The 16,304-nt window shown below is 72.9% G+C and carries 15 protein-coding genes; 6 read left to right on the forward strand and 9 right to left on the reverse strand.

The window, feature by feature from the left end; translation table 11 throughout:
• Positions 1–7 precede the first annotated feature (7 nt).
• Positions 8–955: a Ppx/GppA family phosphatase gene (locus H5V45_RS08790; RefSeq protein WP_185252578.1), complete on the reverse strand. Its 948-nt coding sequence runs from the start codon at positions 953–955 to the stop codon at positions 8–10.
• Between the two features lie 67 nt (positions 956–1,022).
• On the opposite strand from H5V45_RS08790, the gene H5V45_RS08795 reads away from it, so the two are divergent.
• The 3 genes from H5V45_RS08795 to H5V45_RS08805 all read left to right on the forward strand — a co-directional run bounded on the left by H5V45_RS08795 (position 1,023) and on the right by H5V45_RS08805 (position 3,259).
• Positions 1,023–1,787 (forward strand): DUF3109 family protein, encoded by a 765-nt coding sequence (locus H5V45_RS08795; RefSeq protein WP_185252579.1) that lies wholly within the window; start codon positions 1,023–1,025, stop codon positions 1,785–1,787.
• 106 nt (positions 1,788–1,893) lie between these two features.
• Positions 1,894–2,532, forward strand: a complete 639-nt coding sequence (locus H5V45_RS08800; protein WP_185252580.1) for a VOC family protein — start codon at positions 1,894–1,896, stop codon at positions 2,530–2,532.
• Between the two features lie 28 nt (positions 2,533–2,560).
• Positions 2,561–3,259, forward strand: coding sequence for a methyltransferase domain-containing protein (locus H5V45_RS08805; RefSeq protein WP_185252581.1), 699 nt, complete (start codon positions 2,561–2,563; stop codon positions 3,257–3,259).
• On the opposite strand, the gene H5V45_RS08810 is transcribed toward H5V45_RS08805, so the two are convergent.
• A complete protein-coding gene (locus H5V45_RS08810) occupies positions 3,256–4,287 on the reverse strand; it encodes a LacI family DNA-binding transcriptional regulator (protein ID WP_185252582.1) in 1,032 nt (343 codons plus the stop codon). The two genes, H5V45_RS08805 and H5V45_RS08810, sit on opposite strands and share 4 nt — an antisense overlap.
• A gap of 118 nt (positions 4,288–4,405) precedes the next feature.
• Between H5V45_RS08810 and radA the strand changes: the two genes are divergently transcribed.
• Positions 4,406–5,848 (forward strand): DNA repair protein RadA, encoded by a 1,443-nt coding sequence (gene radA, locus H5V45_RS08815; protein WP_185252583.1) that lies wholly within the window; start codon positions 4,406–4,408, stop codon positions 5,846–5,848.
• A gap of 51 nt (positions 5,849–5,899) precedes the next feature.
• The gene (disA, locus tag H5V45_RS08820) at positions 5,900–6,982 is read left to right on the forward strand and encodes a DNA integrity scanning diadenylate cyclase DisA (protein WP_185254556.1); all 1,083 of its coding nucleotides are present in this window, start codon (positions 5,900–5,902) and stop codon (positions 6,980–6,982) included.
• A 50-nt stretch (positions 6,983–7,032) separates the two neighbouring features.
• Here disA and H5V45_RS08825 read toward each other — a convergent pair whose 3' ends face one another.
• Positions 7,033–7,803, reverse strand: coding sequence for a hypothetical protein (locus H5V45_RS08825; protein WP_185252584.1), 771 nt, complete (start codon positions 7,801–7,803; stop codon positions 7,033–7,035).
• Positions 7,804–7,915: 112 nt separating this feature from the next.
• Between H5V45_RS08825 and H5V45_RS08830 the strand changes: the two genes are divergently transcribed.
• Entirely contained in the window at positions 7,916–8,782 is an 867-nt protein-coding gene (locus H5V45_RS08830) for an HhH-GPD family protein (RefSeq protein WP_343061484.1), read from the forward strand.
• Between the two features lie 69 nt (positions 8,783–8,851).
• Here H5V45_RS08830 and H5V45_RS08835 read toward each other — a convergent pair whose 3' ends face one another.
• From H5V45_RS08835 to H5V45_RS08860, 6 genes are all read right to left on the reverse strand, one after another.
• On the reverse strand, positions 8,852–11,428 hold the full coding sequence (locus tag H5V45_RS08835; protein WP_185252586.1) for an ATP-dependent Clp protease ATP-binding subunit: 2,577 nt from the start codon (positions 11,426–11,428) through the stop codon (positions 8,852–8,854).
• A gap of 244 nt (positions 11,429–11,672) precedes the next feature.
• Positions 11,673–12,002 carry a histone-like nucleoid-structuring protein Lsr2 gene (locus H5V45_RS08840; protein ID WP_185252587.1) on the reverse strand — a complete coding sequence of 110 codons (330 nt, stop codon included), beginning with the start codon at positions 12,000–12,002 and terminating at the stop codon, positions 11,673–11,675.
• An 85-nt stretch (positions 12,003–12,087) separates the two neighbouring features.
• Positions 12,088–12,819: a hypothetical protein gene (locus H5V45_RS08845; protein WP_185252588.1), complete on the reverse strand. Its 732-nt coding sequence runs from the start codon at positions 12,817–12,819 to the stop codon at positions 12,088–12,090.
• Between the two features lie 44 nt (positions 12,820–12,863).
• A complete protein-coding gene (locus H5V45_RS08850) occupies positions 12,864–13,637 on the reverse strand; it encodes a type III pantothenate kinase (protein ID WP_185252589.1) in 774 nt (257 codons plus the stop codon).
• A gap of 3 nt (positions 13,638–13,640) precedes the next feature.
• Positions 13,641–14,561, reverse strand: coding sequence for a carboxylating nicotinate-nucleotide diphosphorylase (gene nadC, locus H5V45_RS08855; protein WP_185252590.1), 921 nt, complete (start codon positions 14,559–14,561; stop codon positions 13,641–13,643).
• Positions 14,558–16,303 (reverse strand): L-aspartate oxidase, encoded by a 1,746-nt coding sequence (locus H5V45_RS08860; protein WP_185252591.1) that lies wholly within the window; start codon positions 16,301–16,303, stop codon positions 14,558–14,560. The genes nadC and H5V45_RS08860 overlap by 4 nt, the downstream gene beginning before the upstream one ends.
• Position 16,304 lies beyond the last annotated feature (1 nt).

The raw sequence follows: 16,304 nt of genomic DNA on the forward strand, positions 1-16,304 counted from the left end.
GGTCCTCCTAGCCCAGCACGCTGATCTGGTCGAGGCGCTCCAGGATGACGCCCTCGCGGAGCGCCCAAGGGCAGATCTCCAGCTCGGTCAGGTCGAAGATGTCCATGCAGGCCTCGGCCACCAGGGCGCCCGGCACGATCTGGTGGGTGCGGCTGGGCGAGACGCCGGGCAGGTCCGCGAGCTCCTCGGGCGGGAACGCGATCAGCTTCGGGATCCACTCGCGCAGGTCGTCGAGCGCCAGCGAGCGCGGCACCAGCGGGCCATCGCCGGACGGGGCGGCGCCGCAGATGCGGGCCAGCGAGCGGAAGGTCTTGGACGACGCGGCCGCGCGGTCGGGGCGCCCGGCGCGCAGCAGGTTGCCGGCGTCGCGGGCGATCTCGGCGCGGATCTCCTTGCGGAGCTGGCGGATCGCCTCGTCGTCGGGCTGCGCACCGCCGAAGTAGCTGCGCGCCAGCCGGGCCGCACCGAGCGGCAGCGACCACGCGACGTCGGGCGCCTCGTCCGAGCCGCCCGCGATCTCGAGCGAGCCACCCCCGATGTCGAAGACCGCCAACCGACCGGCGGACCAGCCGAACCACCGGCGTACGGCGAGGAAGGTCAGCCGGGCCTCGTCCTCCCCCGCGAGCACCTCGATCCGGACACCGGTCCGCTCGTGCACGTGGTCGAGGACCTCGTCGGAGTTGACCGCGTCGCGGACCGCCGACGTGGCGAAGCCGAGCATGTCCTCGCAGCCCTTGTCCTCGGCGACGGTCAGCGCCTGCGCGGTGAACGACGTGAGCGCGTCGATGCCGGTCTGCGAGACCTTCCCCGCGTCGTCCCCGGCGTCGACGAGGTGCTCGGCCAGCCGCAGCGGCTCCTTGTAGGAGTACGCCGGGAGCGGGGCGGCGCCCCCGTGGGCGTCCACCACCAGCAGGTGACCGGTGTTGGAGCCGATGTCGAGGACGCCCAGACGCATGCCCCCACGCTACTAGGCGCGGTCGCCCGCGGACGGTTGTCCACGGGCGCCGCCGTAGGCTGGCGCCGTGCCCGAAGTGGACCTGGTCTTTCCCCGTGCGTACGTCGAGTTCGCCAACCCCGCCGACGACACCGAGGTGATGCGCTGCGACCTCACCTGGCTGACGTCGAGCTACACGTGCATCTTCGGCAACGGCTGCCAGGGCATCTACGACACCGCGCCCGACGTCGGCTGCTGCACCCTCGGCGCGCACTTCGCCGACAAGGACGACGAGAAGCGGGTGGCGTCGTACGTCGCGCAGCTCACCGCCGAGCAGTGGCAGTTCAAGCCGGTCGGCCGCAAGGTCAGGAAGGGCGACTGGATCGAGACCGACGACGACGGCGAGCGCAAGACGCTGGCGGTCGAGGTCGACGGCCAGCAGGCCTGCGTCTTCCACAACCGCGCCGACTTCGCGACCGGCGCCGGCTGCGCGCTGCACGGCCTCGCCCTGGAGCAGGGCCGCAACCCGCTCGAGACCAAGCCGGACGTCTGCTGGCAGCTGCCGCTGCGCCGCACCTTCCGCAGCGTCGAGCGCCAGGACGGCACGGCCTACACCGAGGTCTCGATCGGCGAGTACGACCGCCGCGGCTGGGGCCCGGGCGGCCACGACCTCGACTGGTACTGCTCGGGCAACACCGAGGCGCACGTCGCGCCGGAGCCGGTCTTCGTCACCCACGAGGCCGAGCTGGTCGAGCTGATGGGGCGGGCGGCGTACGACGAGCTGGTCCGCCACTGCGAGGCGCACCTGCGCTCGCGCTCCGCGCTGGCGCTGCACCCCGCCGACCCGCGCTGAGCCGCGCGCCGGGGCCCGCGCGACGTCTCGCGCCGAAGCCTCTCGATGTCAAGAGACCTCGACCCCGGTGTGCCGTCCCCTACGGCAGATGTTGAGAATCATCAACATGCGCTTGGACCATCTTTCTTACGCAGCAGGACCGGATGGCCTCGCCAGCACCGCCCAGCGCATCGGGGGACTGCTCGGCCGGGACTTCACCGACGGTGGCGTGCACCCACGCTTCGGTACCCGCAACATGATCCTGCCTCTGGCAGACGACACGTACCTCGAGATCGTCGAGGTTCTGGACCACCCCGCCTCCGACAAGGCGCCGTTCGGCCAGGCCGTCCGTGCCCGCTCCGCCCTCGGTGGCGGCTGGCTGGGCTGGGTCGTCGCGGTCGACGACATCACCAGCGTCGAGCAGCGCCTGGGCCGCGAGTCCGCCTCCGGCAGCCGGCACCGTCCCGACGGGACCGAGCTGCGCTGGAAGCAGATCGGCGTCAACGGCCTGATCGCGGACCCGCAGCTGCCGTTCTTCATCCAGTGGGAGAGCACCAGCGACCTGCACCCCAGCGCGGGCGCGGACGCGGCGTACTCCCTGGCCTGCCTGGAGATCGCCGGCGACCCGCAGCGGGTCAGCGAGTGGCTCGGCGAGACCGTCGAGGCACCGCTCGAGGACGTCAAGGTCGAGTGGGTCGCCCCGCACGGCACGCCCGGCATCATCGCCGCGCAGGTCCAGACCCCGCACGGGCTCGTCCGGCTCTAGCCGGACGCCCACCCCCGAGCCCGGTCCCGTGTCGCGGCCCAGCCCCGGCGCCCGACCGAGCCCGAACATCTGGAACCACCCCGCGACCTACGAGACCGAGAACCGCGCCGTCGATCCCGACGGCGCGCTCGAGGCCGCCATGCGCGCCCGCGCGGACTGGTCCGCGCGGGTCGTGCTCGACGTCGGGTGCGGCACCGGCTTCCACCTGCCGCGCTTCGCCGCCGACGCCGCGTCGGTGACCGGTGTGGAGCCACATCCCGACCTGGTCGCGCTGGCCCGCCGGCGTACCCGCTCGTCGACGACCGTCACCGTCCTCCAGGGCACCGCGCAGGCACTGCCCGTGCCCGACGCGTCGGTCGACGTCGTGCACGCCCGGTGGGCCTACTTCTTCGGGCCCGGTTGCGAGCCGGGCCTGGCCGAGCTGGACCGCGTCGTCCGCCGCGGCGGCACGGCGTTCGTCATCGACAACGACCCCACCCGCTCGACCTTCGGCGGGTGGTTCCGCCGGGGCTACCCCGAGGTGGACCCCGACGTGGTCGAGCGCTTCTGGTCGCGGCACGGCTGGACCCGCACCCCGGTCGACATCCGCTGGTCGTTCGGCTCGCGCGCCGACCTCGAGGCGGTGGTGCGCATCGAGCTTCCCGGCCCCGTCGCCGAGCAGGCGCTGGCCGGGCACGACGGCACCGAGGTGGACTACGCGATCAACCTCTGGTCGAAGGACTTCTAGGAGCTCCCGCGCATCGCGAGCGTCGGCGTCAGCAGCACCCCGGGACCGACGTACGGCGGGTGGCCGAGCAGGCCCTCGAGCGCTTTGACGACCTCGATGGCGACCTGCTCGAGCGGCTGGCGCACCGAGGTGAGGCCGGGCGGCACGACCTGGGCGACCTGCGAGTCGTCGAAGCCGACGACCGAGATCTCGCGGCCGGGGACCAGCCCGCGCTCGGCGAGCGTGTGCAGCACCCCCATCGCCAGGGTGTCCGAGGCGCACACGAAGGCGGTGGCGTGGGCGTCGTCGAGGAGCACGGCCGAGGCCTCGCGGCCGCTGGCCACGGTGTCCTCGACACGCGAGGCGAGCCCGGTCGTGGGCAGCCCGCGCGCCTTCAGCGCACGGCTCCAGCCGGCGCGCCGGTCCTCGCCGATGAAGGAGTCCTTGCGCCAGCCGATCCAGGCGATCCGCTGGTGGCCGCGGTCGAGCAGGTGGGTGGTGGCGAGGTCGGCGCCGGCCGCACCGTCGACGTCGACCCACGGGTGGCCGGCGTCGGGCAGGCCCCACGGCCGGCCGAAGGCGACGAACGGCGCCCGCCGGGTCTCCAGCCAGGTGGCCTGCGGGTTGCCGAGGTAGGTGTCGGTGATGACGAAGGCGTCCACCGCGGTCGAGCGCAGCAGGTCGTCGTAGCCCGACAGCGGGTCCTCGTGCTCGCCGGTGAAGAGCAGCACGTGGTAGCCCGCCTCGCGCGAGGTCTCGACCAGCGAGTGCACGAAGCGGTCCATCGTGGCGTTGGCGGTGCCCTCCTGGGCGGGGTTCATCCGCATCCCGATGAGGTGCGAGGACCGCGTGCGGAGGTTGCGGGCGGCGCGGTTCGGGGAGTAGCCGAGCTCGTCGATGGCCTCCTGGACGCGCTCGAGGGTGTCCGCGCGCAGGAGGTCGGGATTGTTGACGGCGTTGGAGACGGTCTGGCGCGAGACGCCGGCCAGCTCCGCGACGTCGGCGAGCGTCGGCGGGGCACTGGGCACCCGCGCGGGGATCCTGGTCATCCCCCACCCCCTCGTTCCTGGCTCACTTGATCGATCCAAGAACAGCACAAGGTCCGCCGTCCGCGCCACCCGGGGTTCGGTCCCGCCGTTGTCGGCGGCGTCGCCTAGCGTCTGCGTCATGGCCAAGACCCCTCGCCCCGCCTTCCGCTGCACCGAGTGCGGATGGGAGACCGGCAAGTGGGTCGGGCGCTGCGGCGAGTGCCAGGCGTGGGGCTCGGTCGCCGAGGCCGCCGCCCCCGCCGTGCGGGCCGCCGCCTCCCCCGTGACCCGTCCGGCCGTCCCGATCGGGCAGGTCTCGGTCGAGGACTCCTCCTTCCGCAGCAGCGGGGTCCCGGAGCTGGACCGCGTCCTCGGCGGCGGGCTGGTGCCCGGCGCCGCGATCCTGCTGGCCGGCGAGCCCGGCGTCGGCAAGAGCACCCTGCTGCTCGAGGTGGCCGCGCAGACCGCCCGCTACCAGCACCGCACGCTCTACGTCACCGGCGAGGAGTCCGCCTCCCAGGTGCGGCTGCGCGCCGACCGCACCGGCGGCGTCCACGACGAGCTCTACCTCGCCGCCGAGACCGACCTCGGCGCCGTCCTCACCCACATCGAGGAGGTCCGCCCGACGCTGCTGGTCGTCGACTCCATCCAGACCATCGGCGCCAGCGGCATCGACGGGGTGCCCGGCGGGGTCACCCAGGTCAAGGAGGTCGCCGCGGCGCTCATCCGGGTGGCCAAGACCCGCAACATCACCGTCGTGCTGATCGGCCACGTCACCAAGGACGGGTCGATCGCCGGCCCCCGGGTCCTCGAGCACGTGGTCGACGTCGTCCTGCACTTCGAGGGCGACCGCAACTCCCGCTTCCGGATGGTCCGGGCGATGAAGAACCGCTTCGGCCCGATCGACGAGGTCGGCTGCTTCGACCTCTCCTCCGAGGGCATCGTCGCGGTCACCGACCCCACCGGCCTCTTCGTCGAGAACCACCACGGCCGCGTCGCCGGCACCTGCGTGGCCGTCACGATGGAGGGCCGCCGCCCGCTGCTGGCCGAGGTGCAGGCGCTGGTCACCCCCAGCTCCGCCGAGCGCCCGCGCCGCACCACCTCGGGCCTCGACGGGTCCCGGGTGGCGATGGTGCTCGCCGTCCTCCAGCAGCACTGCGGCATCCGCCTGCACGCGCACGACGTCTTCGCCTCCACCGTCGGAGGGGCGCGCCTCAACGAGCCGGCCAGCGACCTCGCCGTCGCGGTCGCCCTGGCCTCCGCGACCTTCGGGATGGCCGCGCCGGTCGGCGTGGTCACCATGGGCGAGATCGGGCTGGCCGGCGAGCTGCGCCGGGTGCGCGACCTGCCGCAGCGCATCGCCGAGGCCGCCCGCCTCGGCTTCCAGCTCGCCGTGGTCCCGCAGGAGCCCGGCCGGAGCCGGTCGCGCTCCCCCGAGTCCTGGACCGTCGACGGCATGCGGGTCCTCGACGTCCCCGACGTGATGGCGGCCCTGCGGCTGCTCAAGGTCGTGCGGCTCAAGGGCGACGCCCAGCACCCGCCGCCTCCGACCGACGGCGGGTACCTCCGTCCCGTAGACTGACGCCCGCGGCCGGACGCACGCCGCAGCCGCACGGAGGGGACACACGCAGTGGTGGGCACGGACCGCTCGGACGAGACGCTGCGCCTGCGCGCGACCCTCGCCTCCATCGCCCCCGGGACCGCCATGCGCGACGGCCTCGAGCGCATCCTGCGCGGTCGCACCGGGGCCCTCATCGTGATGGGCCACGACAAGACCGTCGAGGGCATCGCCACCGGCGGCTTCACCCTCGACGTCCCGTTCACCGCCACCGGCCTGCGCGAGCTGGCCAAGATGGACGGCGGCATCATCGTCGACAAGGACCTGACCCGGATCATCCGGGCCGCGGTCCACCTGATGCCCGACCACACGATCTACTCCGAGGAGACCGGCACCCGGCACCGCACCGCGGACCGCGTCGCCCGCCAGACCGGCTTCCCCGTGATCTCGGTGTCGCAGTCGATGCAGATCATCGCGGCGTACGTCGGCGAGACCCGCCACGTCCTCGAGGACTCCGGCCAGATCCTCTCGCGCGCCAACCAGGCCCTCGCCACGCTCGAGCGCTACAAGATGCGCCTCGACGAGGTCGCCTCCACCCTCTCCGCCCTCGAGATCGAGGACCTCGTCACCGTCCGCGACGTCGCCGTCGTGGCCCAGCGGCTCGAGATGGTCACCCGGATCGCCCGCGAGATCGAGGACTACGTCCTCGAGCTCGGCACCGACGGCCGGCTGCTCTCCCTGCAGCTCGAGGAGCTGATCACCGGCGTCGACGCCGAGCGCGAGCTGGTCATCCGCGACTACCTCCCTGCCGGTCGCCGCTCGAAGAGCCCCGAGGAGCTGCTCGCCCGGCTCGAGGCGCTCTCCGCCACCGAGCTGGTCGACCCGGCCGCCGCCGCCAAGGCCCTCGGACTCGGCACCGGCGAGCACCTCGACGGCGCCGTCGCCCCGCGCGGCTACCGGCTGCTCGCCAAGGTCCCGCGGCTGCCCACGTCGGTGGTCGACCGCCTCGTCGAGCACTTCGGCACCCTGCAGAAGCTCCTCTCCGCCGGCATCGACGACCTCCAGGCCGTCGAGGGCGTCGGCGAGCTGCGCGCCCGCAGCGTCCGCGAGGGCCTGTCGCGCCTCGCCGAGTCGACGATCCTCGAGCGCTACGTCTGAGCCGTCGGCCGACAGCCGCCGACCGTTCGTCCGCCGTCAGGCGTCGGGCGTCAGTCGTTCTTCGACGAGCTCGACGACGACGGCGCCTGCGGGCGACCGGAGGGCTTCGGCTTCTGGGTCGGCTTCGGCGTCACCGTGATGACCTCGGGCGACGGCGCCAGCAGCTCGAACTGCTCGTCGGCCGGCTCGCCGGCCAGGGCCGCCGCGGTCACGTGGTAGTAGCCGGGCAGCGCCCAGTCGGTGAGCCTCGAGCAGTCGGCGTCGGAGCGCTTGCCGTTCCAGGTGAGCCCGACCGTGGTGTCGACGTCCTTGCGCACCACGACGTCCTTGGTCGGCACGGCGCGCGGGCACTGGCGGCTCGACCAGATGTCGTCCTTGCCCGAGGAGATCTTGAGCGTCAGCGTGTCCGGGGAGACCTGCCAGGTGCAGGCCTCCGCGGCGATCGTGCGCAGGTGCAGCACGACGAAGATGTCGCCGCGCGGCCCGGCGACGGGCCGCTGCACCTCGGGGTTGACCGCGATGTCCTCGTCCGCGCACGGTCCGTCGGGCGGGGCGAGCACCGGCGCCTGGCTGTGCTTCTTGCCCTTGCCCTTGCCCTTCTTCTTCTCGGTCGGTGAGGCGACCGGCAGGCTCGGGTCGGTGGTGCCGGTCGGGTCGGCGGCGACCTGGGTCGCCTCCGGGGTCTCCGAGGAGCCGTCGCTGCCCAGCGTCAGCACCTTGGCGATGCCGAAGACCAGCAGCAGCGCGACCGCCAGCACGAGCACCCGGCGCGTCCAGTACACGCGCGCGGGCAGCGGGCCGCGGGTGAGGGACGAGGTCATGGCCGCAACGCTAGTCAGCATCGGCGCCGAGGTCCGTGCGCCACACCGACGGCCCCCTCGCGAACGCCGCCCCGGCGTCGCGACCGCCCCGCCGGCAGCCGAGAATGGCCCCGTGAGCGACCTCCACGAGCCGATCCTGCGGTGGTACGACGACCACGCCCGGGAGCTGCCCTGGCGCGGCGAGTCGGCCTCGGCGTGGTCGGTGATGGTCTCGGAGTTCATGCTGCAGCAGACCCCCGTGGCGCGGGTGCTGCCGGTCCACGAGCAGTGGCTGGCGACCTGGCCCACGCCCGCCGACCTGGCGGCCGAGCCCGCCGGCGAGGCGGTGCGCGCCTGGGGCCGGCTCGGGTACCCGCGACGGGCGCTGCGTCTGCACGCCGCCGCCACCGCGATCGTCGCGCAGCACGACGGGGTCGTCCCCGCGGACTACGACGAGCTGGTGGCGCTGCCCGGCGTCGGCGACTACACGGCCGCCGCGATCGCGTCCTTCGCCTACGGCCGGCGCCACGTCGTGCTGGACACCAACGTGCGGCGCGTCCTCGCCCGCGCGGTGGGCGGCGTCGAGTTCCCCGCGCCCGCCGTCACCCGGGCCGAGCGGGACGTGGCGACCGGCCTGCTGCCCGAGGAAGACGCCACCGCCGCCACCTGGGCGGTCGCGGTCATGGAGCTCGGCGCCCTGGTGTGCGTCGCCACGAACCCACGGTGCGAGGCCTGTCCCCTCGCGGACGCGTGCGCCTGGCGGGCGGCCGGCCACCCGGCGTACGACGGGCCGCCGCGCAAGGTGCAGGCCTGGGCCGGGACCGACCGGCAGTGCCGCGGCCGGCTGCTGGCGGTGCTGCGTGAGAGCGACGGGCCGGTGCACCGCAGCCGCCTCGACGCAGTGTGGGCCGACGAGGCCCAGCGGCTCCGCTCGCTCGCCGGCCTGGTCACCGACGGCCTGGTCGTGCCGGGCGACGGCGAGACCTACGCCCTGCCCTGACCCGGGACGTACGACGACGGCCCGCCGACCCCTCGGGAGGGGCGGCGGGCCGTCGGTGGGTCGTGCGGGTCAGTCGGCCTTCGGGACGTCGATCGGTCCCTCGGAGTCGTCCGGCCCCTCGGGCGTGGCCTCGCCGGAGGCGATCACCTCGGCGGTCTCGAACGGCGGCAGGTCGGGCAGGACGCCGACCTTCTGGCCCGAGAAGGTGAACTTCGCCGACGGGCCCTCGCCCTCGACGCCGACCAGGACGATCTGGCCGGGGCCGACCTCGCCGTAGAGCATCTTCTCGGAGAGGACGTCCTCGATCTCGCGCTGGATGGTGCGGCGCAGCGGCCGTGCCCCCAGCACCGGGTCGAAGCCCCGCTCGGCCAGCAGCTGCTTGGCCGGCTGCGTGAGCTCGAGCGCCATGTCGCGGTCGCGGAGCCGCAGCTCGACGCCGGCGATCATATTGTCGACCATGTGGACGATCTGGTCCTGGGTCAGCGCCGGGAAGACGATGATCTCGTCGACACGGTTGAGGAACTCGGGCTTGAAGTGCTGCTTGAGCTCCTCGGAGACCTTGTTCTTCATCTTCTCGTAGGCGCCCTCGCCGCCACCCTGCTGGAAGCCGAGGTTGACGCCCTTGGAGATGTCCCGGGTGCCGAGGTTGGTCGTCATGATGATGACGGTGTTCTTGAAGTCGACGACCCGGCCCTGCGAGTCGGTCAGGCGACCTTCCTCGAGGATCTGAAGCAGGCTGTTGAAGATGTCCGGGTGGGCCTTCTCGACCTCGTCGAAGAGCACGACCGAGAACGGCTTGCGGCGGACCTTCTCGGTGAGCTGGCCGCCCTCCTCGTAGCCGACGTAGCCGGGAGGCGAGCCGAAGAGCCGCGAGACGGTGTGCTTCTCGCCGAACTCCGACATGTCGAGCTGGATGAGCGCGTCCTCGTCGCCGAAGAGGAACTCCGCCAGCGTCTTGGACAGCCAGGTCTTGCCGACGCCCGAGGGCCCGGCGAAGATGAACGAGCCGCCGGGGCGCTTCGGGTCCTTCATGCCGGCACGCGTGCGCCGGATGGCGCGGGAGATCGCCTTGACGGCCTCCTCCTGCCCGATGACGCGCTTGTGCAGCTCCTCCTCCATGTTGAGCAGCCGCGTGGACTCCTCCTCGGAGAGCTTCACGATCGGGATGCCGGTCGCGACGGCGAGGACCTCGGCGATGAGCTCCTCGTCGACCTCGGCGACCTCGTCCATGTCGCCGGCGCGCCACTGCTTCTCGCGGTCGGCCTTCTTCGCGATGAGCTGCTTCTCCTCGTCGCGCAGGCGGGCGGCGGCCTCGAAGTCCTGGCCGTCGATCGCGGCCTCCTTGCGCTGGCGCACGTCGCCGATCTTGTCGTCGTACTCGCGCAGGTCCGCGGGCGCCGTCATCCGGCGGATCCGCAGCCGGGAGCCGGCCTCGTCGATCAGGTCGATGGCCTTGTCCGGCAGGAACCGGTCGGAGATGTAGCGGTCGGCGAGCGTCGCCGCCGAGACCAGGGCCTCGTCGGTGATCGTGACGCGGTGGTGCGCCTCGTAGCGGTCGCGCAGCCCCTTGAGCATCTCGATCGTGTGCGCGATCGACGGCTCGGGGACCTGGATCGGCTGGAAGCGACGCTCGAGCGCCGCGTCCTTCTCGAGGTACTTGCGGTACTCGTCGAGGGTCGTGGCCCCGATCGTCTGCAGCTCGCCACGGGCCAGCATCGGCTTGAGGATGCTGGCGGCGTCGATCGCGCCCTCGGCCGCACCGGCGCCGACGAGGGTGTGGATCTCGTCGATGAACAGCACGATGTCGCCGCGGGTGCGGATCTCCTTGAGCACCTTCTTCAGGCGCTCCTCGAAGTCACCGCGGTAGCGCGAGCCGGCCACCAGGGCGCCCAGGTCGAGCGTGTAGATCTGCTTGTCCTTGAGCGTCTCGGGGACGTTGCCCTTGACGATGTCCTGGGCCAGGCCCTCGACGATCGTCGTCTTGCCGACGCCGGGCTCGCCGATGAGGACGGGGTTGTTCTTCGTACGGCGCGAGAGGATCTGCATGACCCGCTCGATCTCCTGCTCGCGCCCGATGACCGGGTCGAGCTTGCCCTCGCGGGCGTCCTGGGTCAGGTTGCGACCGAACTGGTCGAGCACCAGGGAGGACGACGGGGCGTCGCTGGCCGAGCCGCTCGCGGCGGCACCGGACGCGGCCGACTCCTTGCCCTGGAAGCCCGAGAGCAGCTGGATGACCTGCTGGCGGACGCGGTTGAGGTCGGCGCCGAGCTTCTGCAGCACCTGGGCGGCCACGCCCTCGCCCTCCCGGATCAGGCCGAGCAGGATGTGCTCGGTCCCGATGTAGGAGTGCCCGAGCTGCAGCGCCTCGCGCAGGGACAGCTCGAGGACCTTCTTGGCCCGGGGGGTGAACGGGATGTGCCCGCTCGGGGCCTGCTGGCCCTGGCCGATGATCTCCTCGACCTGGGCTCGCACGGCCTCCAGCGAGATGTCGAGGGACTCCAGCGCCTTCGCGGCGACTCCCTCGCCCTCGTGGATCAGGCCGAGCAGGATGTGCTCGGTGCCGATGTAGTTGTGGGAGAGCATGCGGGCCTCTTCCTGGGCCAGCACGACAACTCGTCGGGCTCGGTCTGTGAACCGCTCGAACATGCGCATCGCTCCTGAAAACTTCGGGGCCGCACCGCCTGGGTCGGCGGAGCGGGACAGTGGTACCAACCCCGCTGACAGCCTACGCGTTCCCGCACACGCACCCACGGCGCTCCGCTCTCAGCGAACAAGACCGCACGGGAGCGGCCGGACCCGGACGTGCGTCGACCCGCCGTTCGTCCGCCTCGGGGGTGCGGACTGGCGACGGGTCGACGTGCCGAAGCGTCGCGGAGCGACGCGTCGGCGGTCAGTGCGCGGAGTCGAAGGCCTGACGGACGTCGGCGGAGACGCGGCCGCGGTCGGGCACGTCGTAGCCGTTCGAGCGGGCCCAGTCGCGGATCTCCTTGGCGGAGGCGCCACCGGCCGCGGGGGCGCTGGACCGCTTGGCGCGACCCTTCGCCCCACCGACCTTGCGGGCGTGGCCGACGTAGCCGGCGAGCGCGTCGCGCAGGGCGGCGGCGTTCTCGTCGTTGAGGTCGATCTCGTACGACGTGCCGTCGAGCCCGAAGGAGACGGACTCCGTGGCCTCGCTGCCGTCGAGGTCGTCGACGAGGACGATGTGAACCTTTTGAGCCATGGTCAAACCTCATTCAGGGAAATGAACGTGTGGATATCGAATTGATCATGGCACGCCGCCCCGAAAAGACAAAGAATACGCGTCGCTAAACCGACGGCTTTCCCGCGCCGTCGAAAGTGAAGCGGAAGTCGACCTGCTCGTCGTAGTGGATCACCGTGCGCACGTTGCCGATATCGAAAAGGCCGCTCTTCTCGGCCAGGGCGAATACCTCGTCGCGAAAGGCGTCGACCTCCTCGGCGTCCCAGACCTGTCCCTCGACGCTCAGCTCCAGCGTGGTCTCGGGGCTGACGGCCCCCGGCGCCCAGCCCGCGTCGTCCAGGGTGGCCTCCCCGGCGAGCGGGGCGTCGGCGAAGGCGCTCTCGAAGGCCGCCACCTCGTCGGCGCAGGCGGCGGGCGCGCACGCGACGTCGGTGCCCTCGGAGAACCCCTTCGAGGTGACCCCGCCGCCCTCGGCGGGCCGGGACAGCTCCGGGTCGGGGACCACGTGGACGGTGATGCCGTCGACGGTCTCCACCTTGCTGGCGGCGTACAGGTCCGCGATCGCGCGGGCCAGGGGCTTCGCCTCGGCCTCGGTCGTCACCGAGGCCCGGACGTCGACGCCGCCGCTCGAGCCCTTGTCGATGTTGGAGAAGCGCCAGGTCCGGTCCACCGCGGTCACGCCGTCCACGTCCGCGGCGCCGTCGGCCACCGCCTGCAGGCTGGCCGGGCAGTCCTCGCCCGGGCACGCGAGGGACTCCTGGATCCCCGAGCACCCGCCCAGGACGACGCCGAGCGAGGCGGTCGTCGCGAGGGCGGCCAGGGTCCGGTGCAGGCGCATGGGATTCCTCCGGGAAATGTGGATTCTCCTGCGGATGATGTCCGTCAGGAGTTGCGCGCAAACACGAGCTCGAGGCCCCGCAGGGTGAGCCACGGGGAATGCTCGGTGAAGCACCGGCATTCGGCGACGACGAGGTCGGCCAGATAACCGGTCGAGATCACGTGCACGTCCTCGGGCGCGACACCGAGCTCGTCGATCATCCGGGAGACAATTCCCTCGACCTGGCTGGCGACCCCGAACACCATTCCCGACTGCAGCGCCTCGACGGTGTTCTTGGCGATCACCGAGCGCGGCCGGAGCAGCTCCACGCGCCGCAGCTGGGCGCCACGCCGGCCCAGCGCCTCGAGGGAGATCTCGATCCCCGGCGCGATCGCGCCCCCGACGTACTGCCCCTGCGGGCTGACCACGTCGAACGTCGTGGCGGTGCCCCCGAAGTCGACGACGATCGCCGGGCCGCCGTAGGCGTGGACCGCCGCGAGCGCGTTGATGATCCGGTCCGAGCCGACCTCGCGGGGGTTGTCCATCAGGATCGGCACACCGGTGCGCACCCCGGGCTCGACCACGACGTGCGGCACCGTCGCGAAGTGGCCGTCCAGCATCTCGCGCCACTCGTGCAGCACCGAGGGCACCGTCGAGCAGACCGCGATGCCGCTGACCGACCCGGTCCGCTCCCCCAGCAGCCCCCGCAGCAGCACCGCCCACTCGTCCGCGGTGCGGCGCGCGTCGGTCGAGATCCGCCAGTGCGCCAGCACCTCGCCACCCTCGAGCAGCCCGAGGACGGTGTGGCTGTTGCCGATGTCGGCGGCGAGGAGCGGCACGGCTCAGCCCTCCCGGAAGTCCAGGCCGAGGTCGAAGACGCTCACCGAGTGCGTCAGCGCCCCGACGGAGATGAAGTCGACCCCGGTGGCGGCCACCTCGCGGGCGCGCTCGAGCGTGAGCCCGCCCGAGGCCTCCAGGGTGGCGCGGCCTGCGGTGATCGCGACCGCCTCGGCCATCGTCGCCGTGGACATGTTGTCGAGCAGGATCTCCTCGCAGCCGGCCTCGAGCAGCGCGCGGAGCTGGTCGAGGTCGGTCACCTCGACCTCCACGCGCAGGCCGGGCTGCGCGGCGCGCACGGCGTCGTACGCCGCCACGACGCCGCCCGCGGCGACGACGTGGTTGTCCTTGACCATCGCGCGGTCGCTCAGGCTGAAGCGGTGGTTGACGCCGCCGCCGCAGCGCACGGCGTACTTCTGCAGCCCGCGCCAGCCCGGCAGCGTCTTGCGGGTGTCGAGGACGCGGGCGCGGGTGCCCTCGAGCGCGCGGACCCACGCCGCGGTGGCGGTGGCGACCCCGGACAGGTGGGAGGAGAAGTTCAGCGCGGTCCGCTCGGCGGTCAGCACCCCGGCGACCGGCCCCTCGACGGTCATCACGACGTCACCGGGGCGGACGTGCGTCCCGTCCGGCACCCGGGTGCGGATCACGACGTCGTCGCCGAGGGCGTAGCGGAAGGCCAGCTCGGCGACGGCCAGCCCGGCGACGACGCCCTCCTCGCGGGCGGCGACGTCGGCGACGGCGCGACCCATCGCGGGCATCGCCTCGCTGGTCACGTCGCTGCCGCCGTCGGGCAGGTCCTCGTCGAAGGCGAGCACGACGTGCTCGTAGACCGCGAGCGGGTCGAGCCCCGCCGCCGCCAGCTCGTCGACCAGGTCGCGGGACAGGTCGGCGTACGCCGTGCGGTCGATGCCGTGGGTCCGGCTCATGCGAGGTCTCCATCGGTGGCGGGCTCGGCGGTGAAGCGGAGCGTGGTGGCGCCGTCGTCCATCACGACGTCGAAGTGTCCGGCCCAGTGGGCGTCGTCCCGGTCGGGGAAGTCGTCGCGCCAGTGCGAGCCGCGGGTCTCCTCGCGCAGCAGCGCGGCGTCGGTGAGCGCCGCGGCGATCGTGAGCAGGTTCGTGGTCTCCCAGGCGTCCTGGTCGACCGTCGTGGCGGCCGTGCCGGCCAGCCCGTCGAGCAGCCCGGCCGCCTGGTCGAGGCCCTCCGCGTTGCGCAGCACGCCCACCCGGGACGTCATCGTCTCCTGCAGCTCCCCGCGGACCGCGCCGGCCACGAGGCCCTCGGTACGGTGGTCGGCGCCGGGCGCGACGGCCGGGCGGAGCTCGCCCGGCAGCACCTCGGCGATCCGGCGCGAGAAGACCAGCCCCTCGAGCAGCGAGTTGGAGGCGAGCCGGTTCGCCCCGTGCACGCCGGAGCAGGCCACCTCGCCGGTGGCGTAGAGCCCGGGCACGTTGGACCGGCCCCACAGGTCGGTGCGCACGCCGCCCGAGGCGTAGTGGCAGGCGGGGGCGACCGGGATCAGCTGGGTCACCGGGTCGACGCCGTGCGCGCGCGCCGTGGCCAGGATGGTCGGGAAGCGCTTCTCCCAGAATCTCGATACGCGCGCTTCGCGCGCTACTCGATCACCGAGGTCGCTCGCTTCGCTCGCAGGGGCCCCGAGGTGGCGGGCGTCCAGCCACATGTGCGGCCGGCCGGTGTCGAGCATCCGGCGCATGATGGCCTTCGCGACCACGTCGCGGGGGGCGAGGTCGGCGAGCTCGTGCACGCCCTGCATGAAGCGGGTGCCGCCCTCCTCGGGGAGCCCGTCGACGAGGAAGGCGCCCTCGCCGCGCACCGCCTCCGAGATCAGGGGCTGCTGGCCGCGGGAGTCGGGGCCGAGGTACATCACCGTCGGGTGGAACTGCACGAACTCCAGGTCCCGCAGCACGGCACCGGCCCGCAGGGCGACGGCCATCCCGTCGCCGGTGGAGACGACCGGGTTCGTGGTCTGGGAGAAGACCTGGCCGAGCCCGCCGCTGGCGAGCACGACGGCCCGGCAGTGCACGGCGCCCACGCCGTCGCGCTGTCCCTCACCCATCACGTGGAGGGTGACGCCCGCGATGCCGCCGCCCTCGTCGAGCGGGGCGTCGAGGAGCAGGTCGACCGCGAGGGCGTGCTCGACGACCTCGATCTCGGGGGCGCGCTGGATCGCGGCGATCAGGGCCCGCTGGATCTCGGCGCCAGTCGCGTCGCCGCCCGCGTGCGCGATCCGGTCGCGGTGGTGGCCGCCCTCGCGGGTCAGCGAGAGCTCCCCGTCGGGGCTGTGGTCGAAGCGGGTGCCGAGGGCGATCAGCTCGCGGACCGCCTCGGGGCCCTCGTTGACCAGCACCCGGACGGCGTCGAGGTCGCAGGCCCCGGCCCCGGCGACCAGGGTGTCGACCTCGTGCTGCTCGGGGGTGTCCCCCGGCCCCAGGGCCGCGGCGATCCCGCCCTGCGCCCACTGGGTGGAGCCGGCGGCCAGGACGTCCTTGGTCACGACCAGGATCCGGTCGACCTGCCCGCGCAGCCGCAGGGCGGCGGTGAGGCCGGCGATGCCGGAGCCGATGACCACGACGTCGGAGGTCGTGGTCCAGCCGGGTGCGGGCGCCGCGAGGCGGCCAGGGACCCGGCGTACGGGTGCGTCAACCATT

This window comes from Nocardioides luti, assembly GCF_014212315.1.
GTDB lineage: Bacteria > Actinomycetota > Actinomycetes > Propionibacteriales > Nocardioidaceae > Nocardioides > Nocardioides luti.

Excerpts from the sequence above, each read along its gene's own strand:
- H5V45_RS08790 (WP_185252578.1), bottom strand. The coding sequence starts at position 955 with ATGCGTCTGGGCGTCCTCGACATCGGCTCCAACACCGGTCACCTGCTG.
- H5V45_RS08800 (WP_185252580.1), top strand. The coding sequence starts at position 1,894 with ATGCGCTTGGACCATCTTTCTTACGCAGCAGGACCGGATGGCCTCGCC.
- H5V45_RS08810 (WP_185252582.1), bottom strand. The coding sequence starts at position 4,287 with ATGACCAGGATCCCCGCGCGGGTGCCCAGTGCCCCGCCGACGCTCGCC.
- radA (WP_185252583.1), top strand. The coding sequence starts at position 4,406 with ATGGCCAAGACCCCTCGCCCCGCCTTCCGCTGCACCGAGTGCGGATGG.
- H5V45_RS08825 (WP_185252584.1), bottom strand. The coding sequence starts at position 7,803 with ATGACCTCGTCCCTCACCCGCGGCCCGCTGCCCGCGCGCGTGTACTGG.
- H5V45_RS08835 (WP_185252586.1), bottom strand. The coding sequence starts at position 11,428 with ATGTTCGAGCGGTTCACAGACCGAGCCCGACGAGTTGTCGTGCTGGCC.
- H5V45_RS08840 (WP_185252587.1), bottom strand. The coding sequence starts at position 12,002 with ATGGCTCAAAAGGTTCACATCGTCCTCGTCGACGACCTCGACGGCAGC.
- H5V45_RS08845 (WP_185252588.1), bottom strand. The coding sequence starts at position 12,819 with ATGCGCCTGCACCGGACCCTGGCCGCCCTCGCGACGACCGCCTCGCTC.
- nadC (WP_185252590.1), bottom strand. The coding sequence starts at position 14,561 with ATGAGCCGGACCCACGGCATCGACCGCACGGCGTACGCCGACCTGTCC.
- H5V45_RS08860 (WP_185252591.1), bottom strand. The coding sequence starts at position 16,303 with ATGGTTGACGCACCCGTACGCCGGGTCCCTGGCCGCCTCGCGGCGCCC.